Genomic DNA, 23070 nt, shown 5'->3' with positions numbered 1-23070 from the left:
AAGGGGCACACCGGAGGAGCGGTCGCAGACCACAGGTGAAACAGCCTAGCTGAGGCTATGCTCATTCCATGACGTTTCCTCAGCGCCGGGCACGTGCCGCCCGCCATCCCCGTGTTCTGAACTCCCTCCGCGGTACCCGTCGTGCCGGCGCCGTCCTGACAGCGTCCGTCCTGACAGTGTCCGCCCTTCTCGTCCCCGGTCTCGTCGCACCCGGCGCCGGAGCCACGGCCTCTGCGGCTACCCTCCCCACCGTCCCGGACTCCCTCTTCCCGCCCGTGGCAGAGAACCCCTCGGTGAGTGTCACCTTCGATGACGGCACGCCGGTGACGGAGACCTCGGTGGCCCACCGAGGTGACGTCCTCCTCGTCCACGGCACCGGCTTTTCGCCGGAAGCCAACCGGGGAGGTTTCATCATGCCGGTGGCACCCGGGGTGCCCAACGGTGTCTACGTGCTCTACTCCGGTTTCGGCGATCAGTGGCGCCCCTCCGAAGGTGCCCCGGGGGAAGCCCGCACCCACCCCCACGACGAGCTGGCCTGGGTTCTCCCGGACTCCTCCCTGCAGGCCCTGCCCACCGCACCGCTGGACATGAGGACGCCGATCGCCCGCGAATCCCAGCGCATGAACGAGGACGGCACCTTCACCGCGCGAATCGTCGTCGATCCCCCGGAGCAGACCCCCGGGGACAACTTCGGGGTGTACGTCTACCCGGCTGCAGGCTCGGTCAACGCCGCCGAGGAACTGTTCGTCCCCCTCCCGTTCTCGCCGGAGCCCGGACCGAACACGCCCGCAGCACCGACGGCCGACCTCGTGCTGGACGCCGGGGTGGTCGAGGAGGTGGCGACGACTGCCGGCGGCAAACTTGTCCCGCGAGACGGTGCACAGGTCCTCGACGACGGCAGGGTCTCCTACTCCCGGGTGGAGGGTGACGGTGCCGACGGTAACGTGGTCCGGTACCGGGGCACAGTCCATGCGACCGCCAGGTTCTCGCTGGCGGATGTGGTGGTCAGAGATCCGTGGATCGAGACCCGGGAGGACGGGACCCGGCTACTCACCGCAGAAGTGTCTGACTCCTACAACTCCTCCGACGACGCCGTGACCCGTCGCGTGCTGGGCGTCCTCGTCGACAACAACGGTACGACAGACCTCTTCCTCGGCCCGGTGAACCTGGGGCAGGTGGGCATCGCAGGCTGACCGCCGGGCACCGCTCTGCGGGCGTCCGTCCGCCGGCTGCGCGGTGACGCAGAAAACCCTCCGACCCGGTGAACAGGTCGGAGGGTTTCTCTGTGGCTGTCGGGGTAGCGGGATTTGAACCCACGACCTCTTCGTCCCGAACGAAGCGCGCTGCCAAGCTGCGCCATACCCCGGTCTGGAACGGCACCGTCGCCCGTGACAGGCGGCTGTGTCGCAACGAGGACAAACTATAGACTGCCCGGACCTGCTGAGCAAAGCTGCAGGTCATTCCCGGTACCGTCGGCGTGCCGTCAGGCGGGTACCGAAGGCCTCTCCACCACGTGGAGAAGAGTCGCCGAGGGGCGGCAGAACACCCGGAAGGGCACGTACTTCGACGTCCCGAGCCCACTGGAGACGTGCAGCCACATCCTTTCGCTCCACCGGGACAGGCCCGAGACCCGGGAACGGTCGATACCGCAGTTGGTGACGACAGCATGCCCTCCGGGCAGGCAGAGCTGCCCGCCGTGGGTGTGGCCGCTCATGGTCAGCTGGTACCCGTCTGCGGCGAACTGGTCGAGGACACGGGGCTCCGGGGAGTGGGACAGGCCCAGCGCCAGGTCCGCACCGGGGTTGGGCCCCCCGCCCAGCGCCGGGTAGTCGTCACGGTCGAGATGCGGGTCGTCGACACCGCCGACGGCCAGCCTCAGCCCGTCCACCGTGAAATCGATGCGGCGGTGGGTGGCGTCCTCCCAGCCGTGCTCGAGGAAGGCCGCCCGCATGTCCTGCCACGGCAGGGCCGTGTCACCCGGAGGGTTCTTCCTGCCCAGGAGATAGTTCACCGGGTTGACCGGGTGGGGGGCGTAGTAGTCGTTGCTGCCGAACACGAACACCCCCGGGCGCCGGAGCAGGGGGTCGAGCGCCTGCAGGACCCCGGGAACCGCCTCGCGCTCTCCGAGGTTGTCGCCGGTGTTGACCACCAGGTCCGGCTCCAGGGCCCCGAGCGCCGACACCCACCGCTGCTTCATCTTCTGGTGGGCGAGCATGTGCAGGTCCGAGACATGCAGGATGGTGAACTCCCGGCGTCCGGCGGGGCGGCCGTCGCCGTGGAACCTGCTCAACCTGTCGAAGGTCCCGGACTCGAGGACCGGGGCGGTCACCTCCCTGAGTGCGAAGTCCCGGGTCCCGAGGAAACCCCCTGCCGCGGTGGTCAGGCCCGCTGCGGCGAGGACTCCACCGGCGGTGAGCGCGGTACGCAGTGCTGAATTGGTCACCGGACCAGTGTAACCGGGGCGCCGGAAAAGACCCTCCACCTGCCGGTATCCACAGGTAGGTCCGTTACTGCGGCGGTGCCGGTGTCAGAGCCGGGAATCCCGTCCGTGGAGGAACGACCTGTCCACCTCCGGCAGAGCCCCGCCGCCGTAGAGGCCGGCGGTGGCCGTCAGTGTGGTGAAGAACGCACGCGCCGGTTCACCGCCACCGAAGAGGTCACCGGACGCGCACTGCCGCAACGGGGAACTGCACAACTGCTGCACGGAACCGCCGTCGTTGAAGGCGTATGTGGCCCCGGCAAGTCCCGGAATGAATCCGAGGAAGGCCGCCGACTGATTCGACTCCGTCGTCCCGGTCTTCGCAGAGACCGGTCCGGACCACCCGGCGCTGCGGGCCGCGGCCGCCGCGGTCCCGTCACCGGCGTCGAGAGGGGGTTTACGGTTTCGGCAGAGTATGTGGCGGCGGTCCCACTGGCGGCGCCGGCACACTGTCGTCCTGAAGCGTGACGTGTCCCACAATGGGGCTGTCTCTTATCCCCATCTAGATGTGTATAAGAGCCTGCCCGTCACCGGCGTCCCCGCCCAGTCCGACGGCCAGCGCGTCGGCGGCCTTCCGGTCGAGGACCTGTTCGCATCCTCCCACCTCAGGTGTGACGTCCTTTCCGGAGCGGTCGGTGACCTTGAGCACGGGGGTCGGCGGGCACCACCGGCCGTGGTCTGCCAGGCTCGCGGAGACGTTGGCGAGTTCCAGGGGGTCGACCGCCAGAGGTCCGAGCACGAACGACCCCATCCCGGTCGCGGTGACGGCGTCGACGACGGAGGTGTCGGCGTCGAAGCTGCCCGGTTCGGCGTAGGACCTCAGACCCAGCTTCACCGCCAGGTCGACCATGGATCCCACACCGACCTTCTGCGCGAGTTCGATGAAGGGGGTGTTGGGGCTGGTGGCCAGCGCCTCCCGGAGGGTCATCGTGGAACGGTAGGGACCGGAGTTCTCCACGCAGTACTTTCCGGGGGGACAGCCTTCGGCCCCTCCTTCACCCATTCCGCTGACCTCGACCCGTGCGGGGACCCTGACCGTGTCATCCAGACCGATGACGCCCTCCGACAGCGCCTGCGCGGCGGCGAAGATCTTGAACACGGACCCTGCCCCGTTCCCCACGGTCGAGTGGGTGAGCGGGAGAACCGTCTGTCCGGCGTCCTCGTCAAGCCCGTAACGGCGTGAGGACGCCATGGCGACCACCTCGTGACCGTCGTCGGTGGGGGCGATGAAGTCGGAGGCCACCGAGACCCCCTCGGCGTCCGGGGCAGCTTGCTGTCTGACCGCGGCAACGGCAGCGTCCTGGACGGCGGGGTCGAGGGTGGTCTTCACCGTGTAGCCGCCTTCGGAGAGCACGGCCTCGTCGATACCGTGACTGCCGAGGTAGTCCAGCACGTAGTCGCAGAAGAGCCCGGCGTCGTCCGCGCTGATGCATCCGGAGGGTTCGGTCGAGGGGGTCTCGGAGACTCCGAGTGGTGCGGAGGCCGCGGCATCCCTGTCGGAGGGGGAGAGGACCCCGGTGGAGACCATGGAGTCGAGGACGATGTTCCTGCGCTCCAGGGCGGCGTCCGGATGGTCGTAGGGGTCGAGTGCGGTGGTGGACTGCACCATGCCGGCGAGCAGGGCCGCCCGCGGGACATCGAGTTCGGCGGCGGAAGTCCCGAAGTAGGTGCGGGCCGCCGCCTCGATGCCGTAGGCACCGCGCCCGAACGAGATGAGGTTGAGGTAACGGGTGAGGATCTCGTCCTTTGAGTAGTTCCTGTCGAGGTCCACCGCGAGCTTCATCTCGCGGAGTTTCCGGGTCACCGAGGTCTCCGTCGCGGCGTCCCGGTCGGTGTCGTCTTCGGCGTCGATGAGCAGGAGGTAGTTTTTCACGTACTGCTGGTCGATCGTGGAGGCTCCCTGTTCGACTCCTCCTCCTGCCACGTTCGCGGCGAGTGCCCGCAGGGTCCCCCGGACGTCGACCCCGTCGTGGTCGAGGAACCTGCGGTCCTCCACGGCGACGACGGCGTCCTTGACGTGCTGTGAGATCTGGTCGGAACCGACCTGGTAGCGGCGTTGGTTGTAGAACCTGGCCAGCACGTTCCCCTCACGGTCGGTGACGGTGGACACCAGCGGCAGTGACCTGTTGGCGTCGATGTCCTCCAGGTCGGAACTGAGGGTCTCGTCCGCTGCCACGGTCGCCACCCCGGCGCCGCCGATGAGTGGTACGGCGGCGAGGGTGAGGACGACCGCGGTGAGCAGGACTGCGGCCAGCAGCCCCGGCAGGCCGGGGAAGGGGGACCCGGGTGCCGCTTTTCCAGTCTTGTGGGGTCCGGTCATGTAGGACACAGTATCCGGACGAGGCCCTCGGGTGGCGGGTCCGGTGCCCGAGGGAAAAGGTGGGCCGGGGACGGGGTTCATCATCCGACAACGGGGGTAGTCGCGGGGGTAGACGTTTCGGGGATCATGGACGGAACTCTGACGGCTCCGGTGTCGGGTGCGGTAAGGAGCTGTCGGTCCGGGCTTCCACGTCCGGGGATGGAGGGGGAGTAATGCGGATGACCTGCGGTAACGAGGTGAAAAGGAGCGGGGGGGTTGACGATTTCGGCAAAGTATGTGGTGGCAGTCACAATGTCGGCGCCGGCACACTGTCGTCCTGAAGCGTGACGTGTCCCACAATGGAGGGCGATGTGAGCTATTAGACACTTCTAAATCTGTGTGAATAGACTTACATCTAGTTTCCGGCAGCGAGCCGCTGACGGCCCAGAAAGCCGCCAGACGGGGTGCCGGACAGCCTTAACCGACTCTCACAGGGAGGTCTCTCCGATGACTGCTCCGCTCCGCACAGCCTCCGACGGTGTGACCCGCACCGCCGACCAGACCGGCTCCGACACCCGCAGGGCAGACAGTGGTGTACTCCGACGGACAGCGCAGCAGGTGACCACCCGGGAGTCCTTCTCCAACCGCGGCGAATGGGTCACGCAGGCACACTGCCGGAACGTGGACCCCGAAGAACTCTTCGTCCGGGGAGCAGCCCAACGCAAGGCTGTCGCCATCTGCCGCCACTGTCCCGTCGTCCTGCAGTGCCGGGCCGACGCCCTCGACAACAACGTGGAATTCGGTGTCTGGGGCGGCATGACCGAGCGTCAGCGCCGGGCCCTGCTGCGCAGGCACCCCGAGATCACCAGCTGGGCAGACTTCTTCGCCGGGCAGCTCAACCCCGCTGACGAGGACAGCCGCAGTGCCTGATCTGCCACGCCCGGTTTCCCGCACCTGATTTCCCGGGGCCTGATCTCCCGCGTCTGATTACGGGGACCCCGGTTCCGTGGTCCTGCCCGGGCGAGCCGGTCCGGGGTATCCGGTTCTGGGTATCCGGTTCGGGGCGTCGCATGACGGTCCGCCCGGCTCCTCCCGACGGTGCAGTATTCTTGCTCCATGACTTCCTGGGAATACGCCACCGTTCCGCTTCTCACCCACGCCACCAAGCAGATCCTCGACACCTGGGGAGATGACGGCTGGGAACTCGTCACCGTCCTCCCCGGGCCGACCGGGGAGCAGCACATCGCCTACCTCAAGAAGGAGAAGTAGGGATGACCGCCACCGCACGCCTGTCCGAACTGGGCATCACCCTGCCCGCGGTTGCCGCACCTGTCGCCGCCTACGTGCCGGCCCTGCGCAGCGGCGACCTTGTCTACACCTCCGGCCAGCTCCCCTTCGTCGACGGGGAACTCCCCGCCACCGGTTCCGTCGGTCAGGACGCCGCGGTCTCCCCCGACCGGGCCCGCGACTACGCCCGTACCGCCACCCTCAACGCCCTGGCCGCCGTGGACGCCCTCGTCGGCCTCGACTCGGTCGTCCAGGTGGTCAAGGTCGTCGGATTCGTCGCCTCTGCTCCCGGATTCGGTGGTCAGCCCGGCGTCGTCAACGGGGCCTCCGAACTTCTCGGGGAGATCTTCGGTGACGCCGGCGCCCATGCGCGCAGCGCGGTGGGGGTCGCAGAACTGCCGCTCGGCAGTCCGGTGGAGATCGAGCTCATCGTCCGCGTCGCCGACTGAGGTCGGTGGCAGCCCCCCTTCCACACGCTCCCGCGCCACTGCGCGGCCGTCCGGGCACCGGCGCGGGACCTGCGCCGCTGCTCCACCCGGTGTCTTTGCCGTCCCCGTCCCCGATCCACACGAAGCGGGTCTCCGGCAGTTCCCCGCGGATCAGCCGGGCGGTGGGGCGGTGGATGACAGTAGGATCGGGTTCATGGAGCATCCCGCTTACAGCCAGTTGCGTCCCGTCACCCACTCGGTCGGAGTGGTGCTGTGTGACAATCCCAGCTACACCGCTCTCGAAGGCACCAATTCATGGATTATCCGGGCTCCGGGAGACCGGGCGGCCGTCGTCGTCGATCCGGGTCCGCAGGATGAGGGGCATCTCAATGTGCTTCAGTCCAGGGCCGAGGCGGGGGGAGCGAAAGTCGCGCTCATCCTCCTGACCCACCATCACGGCGACCACGCTGACGGGGCCGCCAGGTTCCGTCAGCTCACCGGGGCGCCGGTACGGGCCCTGGATCCGCGCTACTGCGCCGGCGGGGAGGTGCTCACAGACGGTGAGCTGATCCGCGTCGACGGTCTCACCCCCACCATCGAGGTCGTCGCGACCCCCGGGCACACCGGTGACTCGGTCTGCTTCTTCGTGCACGGTGCAGGTGGCGCCGCGGGAACAGACGACGATGTCGAAGGAATCATCAGCGGTGACACCCTCGCCGGGCGGCACACCACGATGATCTCCGAGACCAGCGGTGATCTGGGGGACTACCTCGACTCCCTCCGGAAACTCGAGAAGCGCAGTCACGGCGTCCGTCTGCTGCCCGGTCACGGCCCCGACCGTGCCGATGCCGCGGAGGTCGTGGAGAAGTACATCGACCGCCGTGAACAGAGGATCGCCCAGGTCACCGCCGCAGTGAAGGAACTGGGGGAGGACGCCACGGTCGGACAGATCGTCGACGCGATATACACCGATGTCGACCCGGTACTGCGGTCGGCGGCGAAGCAGTCCACCCGGGTGACACTGCGCTACCTCGGTCTGCCCACGAACTGACGGTCACCGGCAGAAGCCGGCCGGCAGAAACCGGTTGGCCCTGAACCAGCCGGCCGGAGTTCTGCAGGCTCAGCGGTCGACGGGGTCGACGACGAACCGGAGCGGGGGAAACACGGTTCCCTGATCTGCGCCCCGCCCGCGTGATACGCGTCCCCCCGTCCCGTGGGCCCCGGGGACCCCGGTGGATTCTGCGGTGACCAGATTCACAGCCAACGGGATCTGGTGTGACGCACTCTCCAGGATGTGCATGTAGTACCCGCCGGTGTTCGGCAGGGCCACGACATCGCCCACCTCCACCCCGTCCGGGAATGTCACCCGGCGTCGGAGGATGACCTCGTCCTCGATGCAGTACGCGCCGACGAGAAAGCCGCTGCGGGCCCCGGTCCGGCCCGTACCCGGCCCGCAGCGAACGAGAACAGGGTCAGCCAGGAAATCGTCGGAGGTTGTCCGGCACTGGGTCCGGTTCATCTCCAGCCCGATCAACGGCACCCCGTCACTGCGCTCCTTGAGGAATGCGACCCTGGCCAGGGTCATCCCGACTCCGTCGAGGACGGACCTCCCCGGTTCCAGGTGCAGCCGCAGTCCCCTTCCGGTCAGGGCGTCCGCGGCCGTCGCCGTGACATCCCCGACCGCCACAGGTCCGGTGAGCAGGTCACGGAGCCATCCGCCCCGGACCGGGCCCTGATGGAAAGGATAGATGGTGCGCAGCGGATCATCCTTCCACGTGAAGCCCTCGTCCGCAGGCATCCCGCTGTCCCGGACGGCGACGCGCGCCCGCTCCCTGAGGAAGGCCTCCCACTGCTCCGCGTCGTCCAGGTAGCTCATCGGCACCCCGCCTCCGAGGTCGACGAACTCCGGACGGTGACCGAGTTCTCCGGCGGCGTCCACGACCGTGAGTGCCTGTCCCAGGGCAGTCCTCCTGTCCGCGGCAGAGTAGCCGTGCAGGTGCACGTGCATTCCGCAGACCGTGAGGGAGTCCCCGCCACAGCCGGAACCGGTGTCCTCCATCCAGCGGATCCACTCGTGCGGGGACGCCCCGAAGCGGGTCGCCGGCAGCGTCGACGGGTCGGGGGCGATCCGGGGAGCCACCCGGGCGGTCACACCGGCCGAGATCGCCGCCCGCCGAACCCGCCCAAACTGGGGGGAGGCAGGGCCGGCGCCCCCCCCGGGCCGTACCGCCACCCGCAGCGCCTGTCTTTTAAACCACTCAGGATGTATAAAAGAGACAGCGGTCACACCGGCCGAGATCGCCGCCCGCCGAACCCGCTCCGCCTCCGCGGGAGTGTCCGCCGAGACGGTGACACCGGCCCTGACCGCCGCGTCGATGAGCTCCACCGGCTTCACCGCAGCGCTGAGGATCACACGTTCCCCGGGCACCCCCCGTGCCAGCACCTGGCTCAGTTCCCTGTCACCGGCGACGTCGATGCCGTGTCCGGCGGCAGCGGCGGTGTCCACCGCGGTGAGGATCTTGTTGGCTTTACGCGCCAGGAACACCCGGACGTCCACCCCGCAGTCCCGGCCGGCCCCGACAAGCTCCCCGGCATTTCTCAGGACCGGGGCGGTGTGGTGGACATTGACCGGGGAACCGTGGTCGTCCAGGAGCGAGCTGACCGTGTCCGGGTCCTCGAGGAGTTCAACCATCCAGGGCTCCAGCCTTCCCGTCAACGGTACGGTGGCGTGGGCACGGGTGTCCTTGACCGTGGTTCGCCCGTGGTCCCGGATGACCCGCTGAGCCCACCGCGGGATGACGTCGTGGAGCCGACGCGACAGTGTGTCCGCACCGGGACGTCGGGGCTCGACGTCCCTGCCCACCACGGTGAGGTGGGTGTATCCGGGGACACTGCCGTCCGGGGGCAGGACCGTGGTGCCGGATTCACCGGGTGCCCTGCGGCCACCGGTGGTGCAGGCAGGCGAGGTCCGGCGAGCAGGGCCGTCGACAGGGCCGTCTACAAGGCAGTCGACAAGGGAGCCCCGAGTGACCCCGGGGGGCGCGAGCACGGCGTCCACCACGTGGTCTGCATCCCTGTCTGCATCTCTGTCTGCGCCCCTGCCTGCAGTCTTGTCTGTGCCTTCCGGTGCCACAATTCCGGTGAGACACCCGCAGTCGACGATGCCCTCGTCGATGAGGGCGAGCAGTCTCGACGCGTTGCCGGGGGTGGGGCCGAAGGCCACACGCTCCAGGGTTGCTGCCAGAGCGCGGAATCCGGTGAGTTCAGGGCGGGTGGTGTCTGCGACCCGGTCCACGACGGCCGGGTAGAGCTGTCGGAACGCCTGTCCGACCGCCCATGCGGGCCCGGGGGGAAGATCACCGACCGCGATATCGCGCGACCTGCGCAGTTCCTCCACCGCCTGCCGGGACTGCGTCCGAGACCCCCCGGACGGTCCATCGTCCCCGTCTGTCCCGTCGAGGACCGCGGTGACCTCATCGTGCGACCCCGTACCCCGGACCCGGTCCAGCAGCACCACGGCATAGTCCGCGACCACCTCCCGGAGCTCCGCCAGATCCCCGCAGATCCGTGCCCGTGCCCGGCCGGCGGTCAGGGCGTCCTCCGCGGAAACGGACGCCAAGGGCAGCCGGGGGTCAGGTTTCACCTCCATGAACCGTCCCCTCCTGCCCACGGGAACAATGGCGGCCGGCTCCCGTCCGGAACGCACGTAGACCAGGTCGTGACGGCCACCGGAACCGGCCCGGACACCCGGCCCGACGTCAGCGGCGGGGACGAAGGAGCCGCCCCGGCCCACCGTGAGTTCCAGGGCGGCGTCGATGAACGTCAGAGCCGTACCCCGCACCACCGTGCGCGACCCCGGGGCGACCGCGGAGAGCTCCCCGGGAGGATAGACGCCGCAGGTACGGGCATCCCGGGGAAGCATTCCGGGCCACCGGGCCGCATGACCCGTGGCAAGCAGAACCTCGTCGTACAGGTGCACACCGTCACCACATGTCAGCGACCACCCGTCGGAGCCGTCACCTCCGTCAGCAGGCTCCACCGAGGTGACCCTGTCCCGGACATGGCGGACCGTACAGCCCCGGGGAAGTCCGGAGAGAAGAACCCGCCAGGACCAGGCGAAGAACTCGCCCACGAGGGATCTCGGCGGAAACGGGTCAAGAGGCAGGGCCTCCCCACGGGACCGACGCCACCCGTCGAAGGAACCGGCGGCCGTGCGGACGATCGAGGAGGACACGTTCATCGTCCAGTGGTCCGGCTGCCCCGGACCGTAGGCTGAACCGGCCCCGGCAGGGGAGGGGTCCCACACCTCGACCGACACCGGCACCCGGTGGGCGGCGGCCTGTGCCGTCAACTCCTCCACCGCCCACAACCCCCGCGGTCCTGCACCGACCACGGCCACCCTGACAGTTCCGGGGGCGGTCACAGGACAGCCCCCGGAGAATCCCCGGAGACGCCGGACGTCGAACCGTCCAGATCCGGGAGGTCACCCGGTTCGGCGATGTGGGTTCTGACCCAGTCATCGTCGTAGAGGGTCTCGAGGTAGGCGTTGCCGAAATCGTGGAAGACGAGGACGGCGTCCTCGCCCGGACGTATCGCCGACCGCAGGGCCATGAACGCGGCAACAACCGCTCCTCCGGAGGCGCCGGGGAGAAAACCCTCACGCCGGGCGGTCAGCCGGGCACCGGCCACAGCTCTCGGCGCACTGACCCGGTCCAGGCGGTCAGGGGAGGACATGCGGGAGAGCTCAGGCACCACGCCGGCGCCGTAGCCGGGAAGAGGTCTCTCCCCCGGTGTCCCCCCGTACAGGACCGAACCCCGGGCGTCCACGGCGGTGACGGTGGTGGACGCCCCGATCCGCCGCAGGAGACGCAGGCACCCCCCGATCGTTCCCGTGGTGCTCACGGCGACGAGCAGATGGTCGGGAGGGTGGCCGAGCTGCGCGATGATCTCTCTCATGGTGCCGTCGGCGTGGGCGTCCAGTGCGGCCCTGTTGGAGTACTGGTCGAGGTTCACGGATCCGGGGAGCGTCTCAAGCAGCTCCCGGACACGGTGACGGCGTGCAGCCAGCCAGTCCCCGGTCGCGGGATCCGGTGACAGTACCCGGTGGATGGTCGCCCCCAGAGCCTCCATGACCGCCACGGTCTGACGGTTGACCCTCGGATCCACCACGCAGTGGAAGCTGATCCCGCGCAGGGCACAGGACCGGGCCAGTGCGACCCCGAGGTTGCCTGAGCTGGACTCGACGACAGTGCCCCCCGGTCCGGTGACACCGGTGGAGACCGCTGAATCGAGGAGTGCCCGGGCGGTCCTGTCCTTCGCGCTTCCCCCGGGATTGAACCCCTCCATCTTTCCCCAGACGGAGACGCCCCGGGCCCGGCAGAGGCGGTTGAGGCGGATCAGTGGAGTCCCGCCCACGCAGGAGTCGATGCCGTCTGTGCCGGTTCCGGCGTCCCCGCCCCCGCCCCCGGGCCCGGCTGCCCCGCCGGTGCCGGTTTCGCCCGGATGGTCGATTTCAGGGTCGGTTCCGACGTGTGGTGACCTCATGCGCCTGGCCCTCAATTCTTGCAGGTGGCCCTGCATCAGGTCCGAAACTAGCAGTTCCGTACCCGGGGCGCGGCGTAATCGTCGGAGAGTGCGGAAAACGCCTGAGGGTCAGTGAGGGGCGGACTGTCACCTGGCGCGCTTGGCGAGACGTTCCGTGTCCGAGATCAGGACAGACTTGCCCTCAAGGCGGATCCAGCCCCGGTGGGCGAACTCTGCGAGGGCTTTGTTCACCGTTTCCCTGGACGCTCCGACCAGCTGGGCGATCTCCTCCTGGGTGAGATCGTGGTGCACGCGCAGTGCGCCACCCTCCTGCACGCCGAAACGGTTGGCGAGCTGCAGGAGTGCCTTGGCCACCCGGCCGGGGACATCCGTGAAGATGAGGTCGGCCAGGGCGTTGTTCGTGCGGCGCAGACGCCGCGCCAGGACACGCAGCAGCTGTTCGGAGATCTCCGGGTGCGCCCGGATCCAGTCATGGAGCATGCGGGAGTCCATCGTCGCGGTGGCGACCTCGGTGACGCACACCGCCGCCGAGGTGCGGGGGCCGGGATCGAAGATGGAGAGCTCGCCGAACATGTCGGAGGGTCCCATGATGGTCAGCAGATTCTCGCGGCCGTCGGGGGCGTGCCGGGCCAACTTCACCTTGCCGGAGATGATGATGTAGAGGCGGTCACCGGGTTCCCCCTCGTCGAAGATCGTGGTGCCGCGGGGGAAAGTCGTCGAATCCAGCTGCTCGATCAGAGTGTTGACCGCCGCTGCTTCGACTCCCTGGAAGATGCCTGCGCGGGAGAGGATCTCGTGTACTTCGCCCATTGCCTGTTAGACTCCTGTAAAGCTGCGCTGCCGTGGACGTCGGCTGTGACAGGTTGGTCACAACGGCCCGGCGTCATGGTTTACCGCACAGAGTACAGCGTGCGCTGCCGTGCGGGGGGAACTGGGGGGCGCACAGGCACCGACCGTGTCACAGGCTACGGGACAGGGTACAGCACAGGGTCAACGACTAGGCTGGTCGCTCATGTCGGCCAGTAAGCCTGAAACTCCCCTGGCGCGTACCCGTCGTACCCGCCGGATCAACCGTCTCCTGGCAGAGGAGTACCCGGACGCACACTGTGAGCTCAACTTCACGAATCCGCTGGAACTGCTGGTCGCCACGGTACTTTCTGCCCAGTGCACAGACAGGCGGGTCAACCAGGTCACCCCGGCACTGTTCGCCGCCTACCCGGACGCGGCGGCCTATGCAGGGGCGTCACCCGCAGCTCTCGAGGAGCTGATCCGGCCCACCGGGTTCTTCCGCAACAAGGCGTCCAACCTCATCAGGGCCGGTGCCGTCCTCACCGAAAGGTACGGAGGTGAAGTTCCCCGCACCATGGAGGAACTTGTCGCGCTTCCGGGTGTGGGGCGTAAGACCGCCAACGTGATACTGGGCAACGCTTTCGGTGTGCCAGGATTCCCGGTGGACACCCATGTCGGACGTCTTGTCCGACGCCTCGGACTCACGGAGCAGACCGATCCGGTGGCAGTTGAGCGGGAGATCACCGCCATGGTCGAGAAGAAGGAGTGGACGATGTTCTCCCACCGGCTGATATTCCACGGACGTCGCGTCTGTCATTCCCGCCGCGCCGCCTGCGGGGTGTGCGTCCTGGCACGGCTGTGCCCCTCCGCCGGGACGGCCGGCCCCCTGGACGTCGCGGACGCCGGAAAGCTGGTGACGGCGTGAGCGACAGGGCCCGCACACTCCTCCTCGTCGTCGTCGTGCTCGTCGGACTCGGTGTGGCGGCCGTCCCTCTGGTGCTGTCCCTGTCCGGAGGTGGAACAGGATCCCCGGTGCAGGACGCGTCCCCGGTGTCACCGTCGGCCGGCCAGCCGGGGACGCCGGTCGCGGAGNCCCCCCCCCCCGCCCCCGGGCTGGGGGCCCCCCCGCGGGGGGGGGCCCCCCCCCCCCCCGGCGGGGAGGTTGGTGGGACGGGCCGAGTAGGAGAGGACCTTTCCTTAAACCACATTAAGTTGGGAAAAAGAAACAGCTACGACATCGCCGCAGACCGGCGCACGGCCTGCCCCGCCGGTGACGGCACCGACCCGGTGGACTCCGAACTCGCCGACGTGGTCCTGCCCTGCCTGACCACCGGCGGAGGTGAGGCCCGGACATCGATGGCCGCCGCCCTGGCCGGGAAACCGACCCTGGTCAACGTGTGGGCCTGGTGGTGCCAGCCCTGCCGTGCGGAGCTCCCCGTGCTGCAGGACGCGGCAGAGAAGCATCCCGAGTGGAACATCGTCGGCGTCCACGAGAACGGGCAGGGCCAGGCGGGTGCCGATCTGCTGGAGGAACTCGATGTCCGGCTGCCCGCGTTCCAGGACAGCACCGGTGTCTTCACCGCCGCCGCCGAACTGCCCGAGGTGATTCCCGTCTCAGTCGTCTACCGTGCCGACGGCACCCGGGCGGCGTTCCACCCCGGGGAGATCCGGTCGGTGGAGGAACTCGAGGAACTGATGGCAGGCGCGGCGTGACCCCCGGTTCCGGTGCCGGCAGGGTTGACCGGCCGTTGGGCTAGACTGGCGTCCCCATGACTTCCACACCACAGTCCAGGACGCCGGACGACAGGACACCGGACGACAGGACACCGGATGAGCGGGTCCGCGGGGGCGGCGTCCCCCTCGGCGACTGGTTGGCCGGTGGACGCCGCCAGCCCGACCTGCCGGGTCCTCTGCCGGACTGGCTCAGGCCCCTGGTCGGACGGGCGCGACGAACCTCCACCGACCGTGCCACCCCGGGCCTGCCCGTCGGCGGTTCCTCCACGGTGCCCGAACTCGGCCCGGACGGCACACCACCGCGTCCGTCGGCGGTCCTCGTCCTTCTCGGGCGCGAACAGGGGCAGGACCCCACTGTGATGCTCACCCACCGGACCCCGACCCTGCGCAGCCACTCCGGCCAGCTCGCCTTCCCCGGCGGACACCGTGAGAGCGTGGACGCCGACCCTGTGGCCACCGCGCTGCGGGAAGCGACCGAGGAAACCGGTCTCGACCCCTCAGGGGTCACACCCCTGGCAGTTCTCGACCCCCTGTACATCGACCGCACCAACCATGCCGTGGTGCCGGTCATCGGCTGGTGGCGGCGTCCTGTCCCCGTGGCTCCCGCCACCGCGGAAAGCGACTGGGTGCGTAGTGTCCCCCTGTCGGAGCTCTCGGACCCGGCGAAACGGATGTACCTCGGGATCCCCGGGACCCGCGGCTGGCGCACCCCGGCATTCGACGTGGACGGCTACCTGCTGTGGGGCTTCACCGGAGCCCTGGTCGACGGACTGCTGAAGATGGGGGAATGGGAGCAGCCGTGGACTGCGACCGCCCCGGTCCTGGACCTCTTCGACGCCCTGGCGCAGTCGCGTAACGGTGAAACCCTGACCCCGGAGGATCTGCTGTGACCGGTTCGACGATCGTTGACGCACTGCTGGCGCTGGCCGCGCTCGGCGCACTGCTCACCGGCTGGCGCCAGGGAGGGATCTCGGCGCTGCTGTCCCTCGTCGGCGTCCTCGGAGGAGGCTGGCTCGCCCTGGATCTCCTGCCGGAGGCGCTGGACCTGGTGGACGGGGAGTCCGCCAGGTTCTTCGTCGCGGTGGCCGTCGTCGCAGTAGGTGTGGTGGCCGGTTACTCACTCGGATCGTGGGCGGGCCTGAAGCTCCGGGACGGGATCCGCACCCGCAGCATGCTGCGGGTCGACTCCGCCTTCGGCGCGGTGGTCCAGGTAGTCACCACGCTGGTGGTGATCTGGATGGTCGTCGTCCCGGTCGCGGGTAACAACTCCGGTGACCTGGGTGCTTCCGTCCGCGGATCGAAGATCCTGCGGGGCGTGAGTTCGGTGTCCCCGGAATGGCTGGAGGCGCTGCCGAACAGAGCGGCGACTCTGTTCAGCGACTCGGGTTTCCCCGCCGTCACCGATCCTTTCGCCGATGTCCCGGTGGTAGACGTCAACGCCCCGGACTCCGGTCTGGCGGCGTCCCCCGCGGTGGAGGCCGCACGCCCCTCCGTCGTGAGGGTCGTCGGACAGGCCGAGCAGTGCAGGAGGGTCCTGCAGGGCTCCGGGTTCCTGGTGTCACCGGACACCGTGATGACCAACGCCCACGTTGTCGCGGGTACCGACGTGGTGGGTATCGACACGGTCAACGGGGAGTTCGACGCCTCCGTGGTGTACTACAACCCGCAGGAGGATGTGGCGCTGCTGCGTGTCACCGACGATACCGGTCTGGCCCCACTGGCATGGGCCCCCGACCCTGCGAAGCCGAACGACGACGCCATCGTGATGGGGTTCCCGCTGGGAGGACCCTTCAAGGCGACACCGGCGCGGGTGCGTGACCTGTTCACGGTTTCGGGTCCCGACATCTACGCCGACACCCGGGTGGACCGGGAGGCGTACACGCTACGTGGCACGGTGGTGCAGGGCAACTCCGGCGGCCCCGTGCTCAACGCCTCCGGTGAGGTCATAGGGCTGGTCTTCGGCGCGGCTGTGGGGGATTCCGAGACAGGCTACGCCCTGTCGAAGGCTGAGGTCCTTGACCATCTGGGCGACCCCGCCGGCTACGACTCGTCCTACACGGAGTCCGTGGACACCCGGGCGTGTGTGGCGTGACCGTGGTGGGGACGGTCACCCGGCGTCGCGGATGATCCGGGCGACCGCTGCGGGGTCCTCGATGTGGGGGAAATGTCCCACCCCGAACAGGACCTCTGTGCGGGAACCGCGGCCGCCGTGTGCGGCGGACATCCGCGCGATCTTCGCGTTGTAGGTACGGTCCATCGAACCGTCGATGCAGACCACCGGGGCATCCGTGTGGTTGGGGAGGGTGTGGTCGAAATGACCGCCCTCGGGGCGGAACCTGCTGCGCACGGTCCACCGACGGTACTCGCAGGACAGGTGCGCGACCTTGTCCACCTGCATCGCCTCCCTGCGGAGTTCGGCGTGCCTGGCGCAGACGTCGGTGTCGCGGAATCCGGGGGCGACCGACATCCGGAAGGCGTGGGCCACCTTTTCGGCGTTGTTGCGCAGCAGCAGGCGTTCCGGGATCCGGGGGAGCTGGGCGAAGAGGGAGGACCGTATCCGCGGCCACTGGGACACCGGATGCAGCAGCACCGACCGGGCGACGACACGGGGATGTGCGGACGCCAGGGTCACCAGTGCCCGGACGCGTTCGGGCTCGTGGGCGGCCATGGTCCATCCGATGAGTCCGCCTTCACCGTGCCCGACGACGAGTGCGTCGGGGTGACCGAGAACCCTGACCACACCGCACATGTCCGATGCTGCGGTGGTCAGGTCGTAGCCGCGGGGTGTTTTGTCGGACCGGCCGTATCCGCGCAGGTCCACTGCGGCGACACGGTAGCTGTCCGTGTCCCCGAACCGGGGGAGCAGTTCGGTCCAGTCGAACCAGCCGCCACCGAATCCGTGGATGAGCAGGACCAGAGGTGCGGTGCGGGGTCCTGAGACCGCGACGTGCAGCCGGATGCCGCGGGTGTGGACGTAGATGTGCTCCGGTCCGGTGGCGGGTGTCACTGGAATCCGTCCGTGTCCGGCCGACCTAGGTGAACAGCCCGGCGTCCGTGGAGGCGGACGCCGCGCTCTTGCCCGGCCCCGGGACGACGGTCTTGAGCTGTGACACCGACTCAATGGTCGCGACGGGCTTCTTCACGCCCTTGATGAACTTGACCGCGACCACCGCGAGAGCAGCGACGAGGACGACCATGATGAGGAAGACGACGAGGAAGGCGACCCAGCGGGGCATCCAGTTGTCGAGCAGTTCCGCGAGGAAGAAAAAGAAGAAGAACGAACTGTAGGCCAGGATCACCCCTGCGGCCCCCAGCAGACCGGCGGCGATTCCCGCCTTCTTCGCGGAGCCGGCGATCTCCGTCTTCGCCAGTTCGGTCTCGGAGCGGATCAGGGTGGAGACCTGGGTGGTGGCGTCCCGGACGAGTTCACCGACGCTGGGGGTGCGGCCGGAGTCCACGTCGGTCAGCGGGATGCTGTCGACCCGGGGAGTGAAGCTGTCGGCGTCGCTGAAGAGGCCCTCTGCCTTCTTGTTGTCCTTTTCGGTCACTGCGTGTTCTCCCTGTCCTACCTGACATACACGATGTACGTGCTGACTCGTACGTGCTGACTCTGGGCCATTCTGCCATGCCGCGGGGTTCCCGGGGCGGGGAACCCCTGGGGAAGACACCGGGAAGACGCCGGGAAGACGCCGGGAAGACGCCGGGAAGGTGCCGTCGACGGTCAGTCCCGGCCGCGGTAACGCACGACGAGGCCGGTCGCCAGGGCGGCGATCAGCGCCACTCCGGCGGAGGCGCCGGCGATGGCGATACCGCGGTCCTGGATATGGAACAGGGGCTCGGGTCTGCTGAAGGTGACCGTCTCCCATCCGCGGAGCGCGGCCTCCTTCCGCAGCGCCTTGTCCGGGTTGACCGGGACGGGGTGGCCCACGGACTCCAGCAGGGGGAGATCGGTGACGGAGTCGGAGTAGGCGTAGCTCGCCGACATGTCGATGTCCTGCTCTGCGGCAAGTTCCTTCAGTTTGTCGACTTTCGCTGCGCCGCGGCAGAAGAAGGGGACTTCCCCGGTGAAGGTTCCGTCGGCGTCGACGGCCAGTTCGGTGGCGACGAGGTGGTCGACCCCGAGTTCTTCGGCGATGGGGGTGACGAGAATTCTGGCGGACGCCGTGATCATGGCGACCCTGTGTCCCGCCGCATGGTGGGCGTTGATGAGGTCCCGGGCTTCGGCGTAGATGAAGGGGACGATGACCTCGTGGAGTGCGTCAGAGGCGACTGACGCGAGATCGGAGGCCCGGCGTCCACGGACCATCTCGACGAGAATGTCTTTCGTGGCTTCCAGTGAGTTTTCGTCGTGTCCGGCGAGCCGGTAGTTGCCGAGCATGAGCAGCAGCCTCAGCATTTCTCCGGTGGTGATCAGGCCGCGGTCGGCGAGCGGTTTGCGGTACGCCATCGAGGCTGAGGTGTCGATGACTGTCTTGTCCAGGTCGAAGACGGCGAGGACGCGTGACGGTTCGACTCCGGGGTCGGTGGTGATGCGGAGCGGTACGGGGGTGGTGTCAGTGGACGCTGCGGTTGCTGCCGCGGGCTCTCCACTGTCTACGGGGACAGGCCTCACACCCCCACAATACGTCCCACCAGTCACATCCGTTACCTGACCAGAGTGGACGGCTGGTCGCCGACCTGAACTGTCCACAGAGCACGGAACCGGGTTCAGTGCTGTTGTCCACAGCTCTGCGGAGATCGGTTGCCGGGTCGGCGGGTCCCTGGCATTCTCCCTCAGCATGTTGGGGACACTGCAGAACTTCATCGACCGCTTCGAACGGCGCCCGTCAGGGCCGCCGCAGTACCGTACGCCCGCACCTGTCGTCACAGCCCTCGGCGACCGGTCGTCGGAGGACCTCGGCTCCGAGATCTCCCTCGTCATCGCGGTCACAGGGAGGCGTCACCTGGAGTGGAGGCCGGAGCTGGCCCTTCCACGTGACGTGACCTCGGTGCTTCTGGTGACCGGCACGGGCACTGTGCGTGGCCGTGACGGTGCGCCGGTGTCCAGGCAGGAGGTGGCGGCTGACCTCGTCTCCCGTGGCGTCTCGGTCCGGCAGGTCACCGTCACCGGTGATCCGTCCCACACCTCGCCGGAGCCTTTCTACCTGCTGCCGGCGCAGGCTCCCGAGCTTGCGGCGTACCTGGGGGCGTCCGATGTACCGGTGTGCGCTGTGTACGGCTCTGTCGGAGGAGCGGGCGCGAGCACGTTCGCGGCAGCTCTCGCCGGTGCGCTGGCAGACCCGGATCTGGGTGGAGACGGACGAAGCCTGCTGGTCGACTCATCCGGTAACGGAGACCTTGAGTTTCTGCTGGGGCTGGAAGACAGCACGGGACACAGGATGAGGGACATCGCCGGCACACCCGTCCTCACCGGCCCTGCGCTCCGGGAGCTTCCGTGGGCGGCGGACGTCGCCGTGCTCACCGGCAGGGGGACCCCGCCCGCCCGGCTGGATGTCGGCTGCCCGGTCGTCCATGACTGCGGCAGGTGGATGTGCGGGTCACCGTCACAGGCGGGCATGCAGGTGAACCGGACTGTACTGGTCGTGCCGGCGACAGTGCCCGGGACCCTCGCTGCCAGGGCGGTGCTCGGGCAGTTGCCCGGTGCCTCGGTTGTCCTCAGGGAAGTACCACGGGCCGAACTCGAGTGGAATGACGCCCTGACGCTCATGGGACGTGCCCCCGAGGCAGACTGGCGTGATGATCCCTACCTGGTCGGCGAGACTGACCGTGGAGAGTTCACCCCGACTCTCAGCGGGGCAGGAACCGCGGGAGCTGCGGCCTCCCGTCTGGTGAGGGAAGTGTGGTGAACACGGTGGGTACGGCAGGCAGCACGGGCGTGGCAGGCGGCACGGGTGCGGTGGACCCGGCGCGGGAGTCACTGCTGTCGGAGGTCCGTGACGATCTCGCCAGACGGGGAGTGGGGACGCCGACCCCGGCGGAGATCGCTGTGTCTGTGCAGCGGCTGACAGCCGGGGGAGGTCGGAGAAATGGCGACGGGAACCGCAGAAGGAGACGCCATGGGACGGTAGGGGCGCAGGCGGATGATGTCCGGGCACTGGCACGGGAGTTCTCGGGGCTCGGTGAGCTGGCGGTTCCGTTGGCGGACTCTGCCGTCACCGATGTACTCCTCAACGGGCCGGGACCTGTGTGGGTGGACCGGGGAGAAGGACTGGAGGCCACTGACCTGTGGATCACGGACCCCGTCCGTTGCCGGGAGATCGCCGTCAGGCTCGCCGCCGCGTGCGGAGTCCGTCTCGATGACGCCCGGCCGTTCGCGGACGGGGTGCTCACCGCCCTTCCACCTGGTGTGGTGGCGCAGGCGGTCAGGGTCCACGCGGTCCTGGACCAGCTCTCAGGCCAGGGAACCTGTGTGAGCCTGCGCGCGCTCAGCACCTCCCACCGCAACCTTGAGGCACTCCGGCGCGCGGGAATGTTTCCCCCGGAGATCGGGAGGCTGCTCAGGACCCTGGTACGTGACCGGTGCAGTCTGCTGCTCAGCGGCGGGACCGGTGCCGGTAAGACCACACTGCTCGCAGCTCTGCTGGCGGAGGTCCCGGGAGACCAGAGGATCCTGCTGGTGGAGGACACCCCGGAACTGATGCCGGACCACCCCCACGTGGTGGGTCTGCGTACCAGGGTCGCAGGCGTGGACGGTGCCGGAGAGATCGACGTACGGACCCTTGTGCGTCAGAGCCTGCGCATGCGGCCCGACCGGGTGGTGGTCGGGGAGATCCGGGGTGCGGAGATCGCGGAGCTGCTGCTCGCGTTCAACAGCGGCCATGCCGGAAGTGCCGGAACGGTCCACGCCAACAGCGTCAGTTCAGTTCCCGGAAGGTTGACGGCGCTGGGGTCACTGGCGGGGCTCGCGGAGTCAGCGGTGGCGCGGCAGGTGATCGACGGAATCGGCGTGGTCGTCCACGTGGAACGGACAGCGGTCGGACGCAGGGTCTCCCAGATCGGACGGTTCCTCCCCGGGGGCGGGGGGCTGAGTGTGGAGACGGTATGGGATGCGCACAAAGGTTGGAACCCTGCGCAGGATCTCAACGCGGAAGGGAAACTGCAGTGGACACGGTGACAGTTCTGGCGTCTGTGGGGGTGGCAGCCCCGGTGGGGCTGACGGCCAGGCTCATCGGCGGCAGGGTACGGAGATTGTCCGTGGAACGCAGACACACCCGTATCCTGCGGGAGTTCGTGGGCGCGTTCGCCCGCGAGCTCGATGTCGGTGCGACCCCGGTGACTGCTGCAGAGCACGCGCTTGAGTCTGTGTCGACTTCACCGGATGCCGGACGTCCCGGCAGCAGGGAACTGATCGACCGGCTGGGACTGGAGATCAGAAGAATCCGTCTGGGGGCGGTACCCGGGCAGGGCCCGGACCCGTCCGGTCCGGTCGTGGGGCAGGTCGCAGGGGAGCAGGACAGAGGGTGCTTCCGGAAGTGTGGACGACTGCGCGGAAACCGGGGGAACAGGGGACGCCCGGGAGGTGCGGACTCCACGGTCCCTGAGGAGGGGGTACGTCGGATGTTGGCCGTGTGGTCTTCGTCCCGACGCCACGGCACTGCTCTCGGGGCGATGATGGGAAGCCTCGGAGCCGATCTGGAGGCGAGGCTGACTCATCTGGGCCACACATCCGGAGCACTGGCGGGGGCACGGTTGACCGAGACCATTCTTCTGCTTCTGCCGCTGGGGGCGTTGGGGCTGGGGCAGTCGATGGGTCTGAGGCCCGTCGCATTCCTCACCGGAAACGTCCTCGGGGTCATTCTCCTGGTCGGCGGTGTCCTGCTCGGATGTGCAGGGGCACTGTGGACGGAGTCCCTCACCGTCACCGTTCTCGGCGGTGTGGGCAGGAGAGCGGGCCCCTCCGGGCACCGTGGGCTGTCACCGACCGAGGCTGCACGGCTGCTCGATCTGTTCGCTGAAGGACTGACCACCGGGCTTCCCATCGCCGTCGCATGGGGTTCAGCGATCGACTGCGGAGGCCGGGACCCGGCGGAACAGAGGGGAACAACCGGTGGCACGGTCTCTGCAGTCCGCACAGTGGCGGCACTGCTGATGCTGGGTGCCGGTGCGGACGCGTGGAAGCCTCTCCACGACGATCCTCAGCTCGGAGCTGTTGCACGGCTCGCCGGTGCGGGGGCACGTCACGGAGGACGGCTGGCTGAAGGCGTGAAAGCGCAGGCAGTGAGGTTGCGGCAGGATTCGGCGGACGCGTCACGCGCGGGGGCGGAAAGGGTCCTCGTCGTCGTCGCAGCTCCGCTGACCCTCTGCTTCCTTCCCGCGTTTGTCCTGGTGGGACTGATTCCGCTGGTGGTGGGCTTCGCAGGTATATGAGCTGCCGGCCCCGGGTCATTCCACCACCGCAGGTGCGTGGGCGCAGTGCGGACGCAACGCTGCCCGGCGACATCCAACCGACACGCACCAGATACGCACAGCAGAAAACACAGAAGACAAACACAGAAGACAAACACTCACAG

At 68.5% G+C, this 23070-nt stretch carries 21 protein-coding genes and 1 tRNA gene; 12 read left to right on the top strand and 10 right to left on the bottom strand.

The genetic code is table 11. The annotated features are described in order from the left end of the window. Positions 1-68 precede the first annotated feature (68 nt). On the top strand, positions 69-1193 hold the full coding sequence (locus tag BN3906_RS10540; protein WP_261796970.1) for an HtaA protein: 1125 nt from the start codon (positions 69-71) through the stop codon (positions 1191-1193). 99 nt (positions 1194-1292) lie between these two features. Here the strand turns inward: BN3906_RS10540 and BN3906_RS10535 are convergent. The 4 genes from BN3906_RS10535 to BN3906_RS10520 all read right to left on the bottom strand — a co-directional run bounded on the left by BN3906_RS10535 (position 1293) and on the right by BN3906_RS10520 (position 4799). Then, positions 1293-1366, bottom strand: a tRNA-Pro gene (locus tag BN3906_RS10535). 117 nt (positions 1367-1483) lie between these two features. Continuing rightward, entirely contained in the window at positions 1484-2443 is a 960-nt protein-coding gene (locus BN3906_RS10530; protein ID WP_066589823.1) for a metallophosphoesterase, read from the bottom strand. Positions 2444-2527: 84 nt separating this feature from the next. Then, positions 2528-2929, bottom strand: coding sequence for a hypothetical protein (locus BN3906_RS10525; protein ID WP_066588073.1), 402 nt, complete (start codon positions 2927-2929; stop codon positions 2528-2530). Positions 2930-2981: 52 nt separating this feature from the next. Further along, positions 2982-4799, bottom strand: a complete 1818-nt coding sequence (locus BN3906_RS10520) for a transglycosylase domain-containing protein (protein ID WP_078057501.1) — start codon at positions 4797-4799, stop codon at positions 2982-2984. 486 nt (positions 4800-5285) lie between these two features. Between BN3906_RS10520 and BN3906_RS10515 the strand changes: the two genes are divergently transcribed. From BN3906_RS10515 to BN3906_RS10505, 4 genes are all read left to right on the top strand, one after another. Beyond that, positions 5286-5708: a WhiB family transcriptional regulator gene (locus BN3906_RS10515; RefSeq protein WP_066588070.1), complete on the top strand. Its 423-nt coding sequence runs from the start codon at positions 5286-5288 to the stop codon at positions 5706-5708. A gap of 186 nt (positions 5709-5894) precedes the next feature. Then, positions 5895-6047 (top strand): Sp36 family protein, encoded by a 153-nt coding sequence (gene sp36, locus BN3906_RS14850; RefSeq protein ID WP_174217089.1) that lies wholly within the window; start codon positions 5895-5897, stop codon positions 6045-6047. Between the two features lie 2 nt (positions 6048-6049). After that, on the top strand, positions 6050-6514 hold the full coding sequence (locus tag BN3906_RS10510) for a RidA family protein (protein ID WP_066588066.1): 465 nt from the start codon (positions 6050-6052) through the stop codon (positions 6512-6514). 193 nt (positions 6515-6707) lie between these two features. After that, a complete protein-coding gene (locus tag BN3906_RS10505) occupies positions 6708-7544 on the top strand; it encodes an MBL fold metallo-hydrolase (protein WP_066589822.1) in 837 nt (278 codons plus the stop codon). 69 nt (positions 7545-7613) lie between these two features. Here the strand turns inward: BN3906_RS10505 and BN3906_RS10500 are convergent, their stop codons facing one another. The 3 genes from BN3906_RS10500 to glxR all read right to left on the bottom strand — a co-directional run bounded on the left by BN3906_RS10500 (position 7614) and on the right by glxR (position 12847). After that, positions 7614-10916, bottom strand: coding sequence for an FAD/NAD(P)-binding protein (locus BN3906_RS10500; RefSeq protein WP_066588063.1), 3303 nt, complete (start codon positions 10914-10916; stop codon positions 7614-7616). After that, on the bottom strand, positions 10913-12037 hold the full coding sequence (locus BN3906_RS10495) for a pyridoxal-phosphate dependent enzyme (RefSeq protein ID WP_078057364.1): 1125 nt from the start codon (positions 12035-12037) through the stop codon (positions 10913-10915). Before BN3906_RS10495 ends, BN3906_RS10500 begins: the two co-directional genes overlap by 4 nt. 126 nt (positions 12038-12163) lie before the next feature. Beyond that, positions 12164-12847 carry a CRP-like cAMP-activated global transcriptional regulator GlxR gene (gene glxR / locus BN3906_RS10490; protein WP_066588060.1) on the bottom strand — a complete coding sequence of 228 codons (684 nt, stop codon included), beginning with the start codon at positions 12845-12847 and terminating at the stop codon, positions 12164-12166. 202 nt (positions 12848-13049) lie between these two features. On the opposite strand from glxR, the gene nth reads away from it, so the two are divergent. The 4 genes from nth (at position 13050) to BN3906_RS10470 (ending at position 16652) form a co-directional block, all read left to right on the top strand. Next, positions 13050-13751, top strand: a complete 702-nt coding sequence (gene nth, locus BN3906_RS10485; RefSeq protein WP_066588058.1) for an endonuclease III — start codon at positions 13050-13052, stop codon at positions 13749-13751. A 287-nt stretch (positions 13752-14038) separates the two neighbouring features. Beyond that, on the top strand, positions 14039-14539 hold the full coding sequence (locus BN3906_RS14215) for a TlpA family protein disulfide reductase (protein ID WP_261796969.1): 501 nt from the start codon (positions 14039-14041) through the stop codon (positions 14537-14539). A gap of 56 nt (positions 14540-14595) precedes the next feature. Next, positions 14596-15450: an NUDIX hydrolase gene (locus BN3906_RS10475; protein WP_078057363.1), complete on the top strand. Its 855-nt coding sequence runs from the start codon at positions 14596-14598 to the stop codon at positions 15448-15450. Next, positions 15447-16652 carry a MarP family serine protease gene (locus BN3906_RS10470; protein WP_066588054.1) on the top strand — a complete coding sequence of 402 codons (1206 nt, stop codon included), beginning with the start codon at positions 15447-15449 and terminating at the stop codon, positions 16650-16652. Before BN3906_RS10475 ends, BN3906_RS10470 begins: the two co-directional genes overlap by 4 nt. Positions 16653-16667: 15 nt before the next feature. Here BN3906_RS10470 and BN3906_RS10465 read toward each other — a convergent pair whose 3' ends face one another. The 3 genes from BN3906_RS10465 to BN3906_RS10455 all read right to left on the bottom strand — a co-directional run bounded on the left by BN3906_RS10465 (position 16668) and on the right by BN3906_RS10455 (position 19172). Then, positions 16668-17567: an alpha/beta fold hydrolase gene (locus tag BN3906_RS10465; RefSeq protein WP_066588051.1), complete on the bottom strand. Its 900-nt coding sequence runs from the start codon at positions 17565-17567 to the stop codon at positions 16668-16670. Positions 17568-17592: 25 nt separating this feature from the next. After that, complete coding sequence (locus BN3906_RS10460; protein ID WP_066588048.1) at positions 17593-18108, bottom strand: phage holin family protein; 516 nt, start codon at positions 18106-18108, stop codon at positions 17593-17595. 173 nt (positions 18109-18281) lie between these two features. Next, positions 18282-19172 carry an HAD family hydrolase gene (locus BN3906_RS10455; RefSeq protein ID WP_261796968.1) on the bottom strand — a complete coding sequence of 297 codons (891 nt, stop codon included), beginning with the start codon at positions 19170-19172 and terminating at the stop codon, positions 18282-18284. A gap of 166 nt (positions 19173-19338) precedes the next feature. Between BN3906_RS10455 and BN3906_RS10450 the strand changes: the two genes are divergently transcribed. Genes BN3906_RS10450 through BN3906_RS10440 form a run of 3 tightly spaced genes read left to right on the top strand, consistent with a single transcriptional unit; the run spans position 19339 to position 22927 of the window. Next, positions 19339-20406, top strand: a complete 1068-nt coding sequence (locus tag BN3906_RS10450) for a CpaE-like family protein (RefSeq protein WP_066588044.1) — start codon at positions 19339-19341, stop codon at positions 20404-20406. Beyond that, positions 20403-21674 (top strand): TadA family conjugal transfer-associated ATPase, encoded by a 1272-nt coding sequence (locus tag BN3906_RS10445; RefSeq protein ID WP_261796967.1) that lies wholly within the window; start codon positions 20403-20405, stop codon positions 21672-21674. The genes BN3906_RS10450 and BN3906_RS10445 overlap by 4 nt, the downstream gene beginning before the upstream one ends. Beyond that, positions 21662-22927, top strand: coding sequence for a hypothetical protein (locus BN3906_RS10440; protein WP_261796966.1), 1266 nt, complete (start codon positions 21662-21664; stop codon positions 22925-22927). Before BN3906_RS10445 ends, BN3906_RS10440 begins: the two co-directional genes overlap by 13 nt. Positions 22928-23070 lie beyond the last annotated feature (143 nt).

The organism is Corynebacterium provencense, assembly GCA_900049755.1.
Lineage (GTDB): Bacteria > Actinomycetota > Actinomycetes > Mycobacteriales > Mycobacteriaceae > Corynebacterium > Corynebacterium neomassiliense.
The sequence above is the reverse complement of the archived record's forward strand: the minus strand, read 5'-3'. Positions and strand labels throughout refer to the sequence as shown.

Bases quoted from the DNA above. Each gene is read 5' to 3' on its own strand.
- BN3906_RS10540 (WP_261796970.1), top strand. From the start codon at position 69: ATGACGTTTCCTCAGCGCCGGGCACGTGCCGCCCGCCATCCCCGTGTT.
- BN3906_RS10520 (WP_078057501.1), bottom strand. From the start codon at position 4,799: ATGACCGGACCCCACAAGACTGGAAAAGCGGCACCCGGGTCCCCCTTC.
- BN3906_RS10515 (WP_066588070.1), top strand. From the start codon at position 5,286: ATGACTGCTCCGCTCCGCACAGCCTCCGACGGTGTGACCCGCACCGCC.
- sp36 (WP_174217089.1), top strand. From the start codon at position 5,895: ATGACTTCCTGGGAATACGCCACCGTTCCGCTTCTCACCCACGCCACC.
- BN3906_RS10510 (WP_066588066.1), top strand. From the start codon at position 6,050: ATGACCGCCACCGCACGCCTGTCCGAACTGGGCATCACCCTGCCCGCG.
- BN3906_RS10505 (WP_066589822.1), top strand. From the start codon at position 6,708: ATGGAGCATCCCGCTTACAGCCAGTTGCGTCCCGTCACCCACTCGGTC.
- BN3906_RS10495 (WP_078057364.1), bottom strand. From the start codon at position 12,037: ATGAGGTCACCACACGTCGGAACCGACCCTGAAATCGACCATCCGGGC.
- glxR (WP_066588060.1), bottom strand. From the start codon at position 12,847: ATGGGCGAAGTACACGAGATCCTCTCCCGCGCAGGCATCTTCCAGGGA.
- nth (WP_066588058.1), top strand. From the start codon at position 13,050: ATGTCGGCCAGTAAGCCTGAAACTCCCCTGGCGCGTACCCGTCGTACC.
- BN3906_RS10475 (WP_078057363.1), top strand. From the start codon at position 14,596: ATGACTTCCACACCACAGTCCAGGACGCCGGACGACAGGACACCGGAC.
- BN3906_RS10450 (WP_066588044.1), top strand. From the start codon at position 19,339: ATGTTGGGGACACTGCAGAACTTCATCGACCGCTTCGAACGGCGCCCG.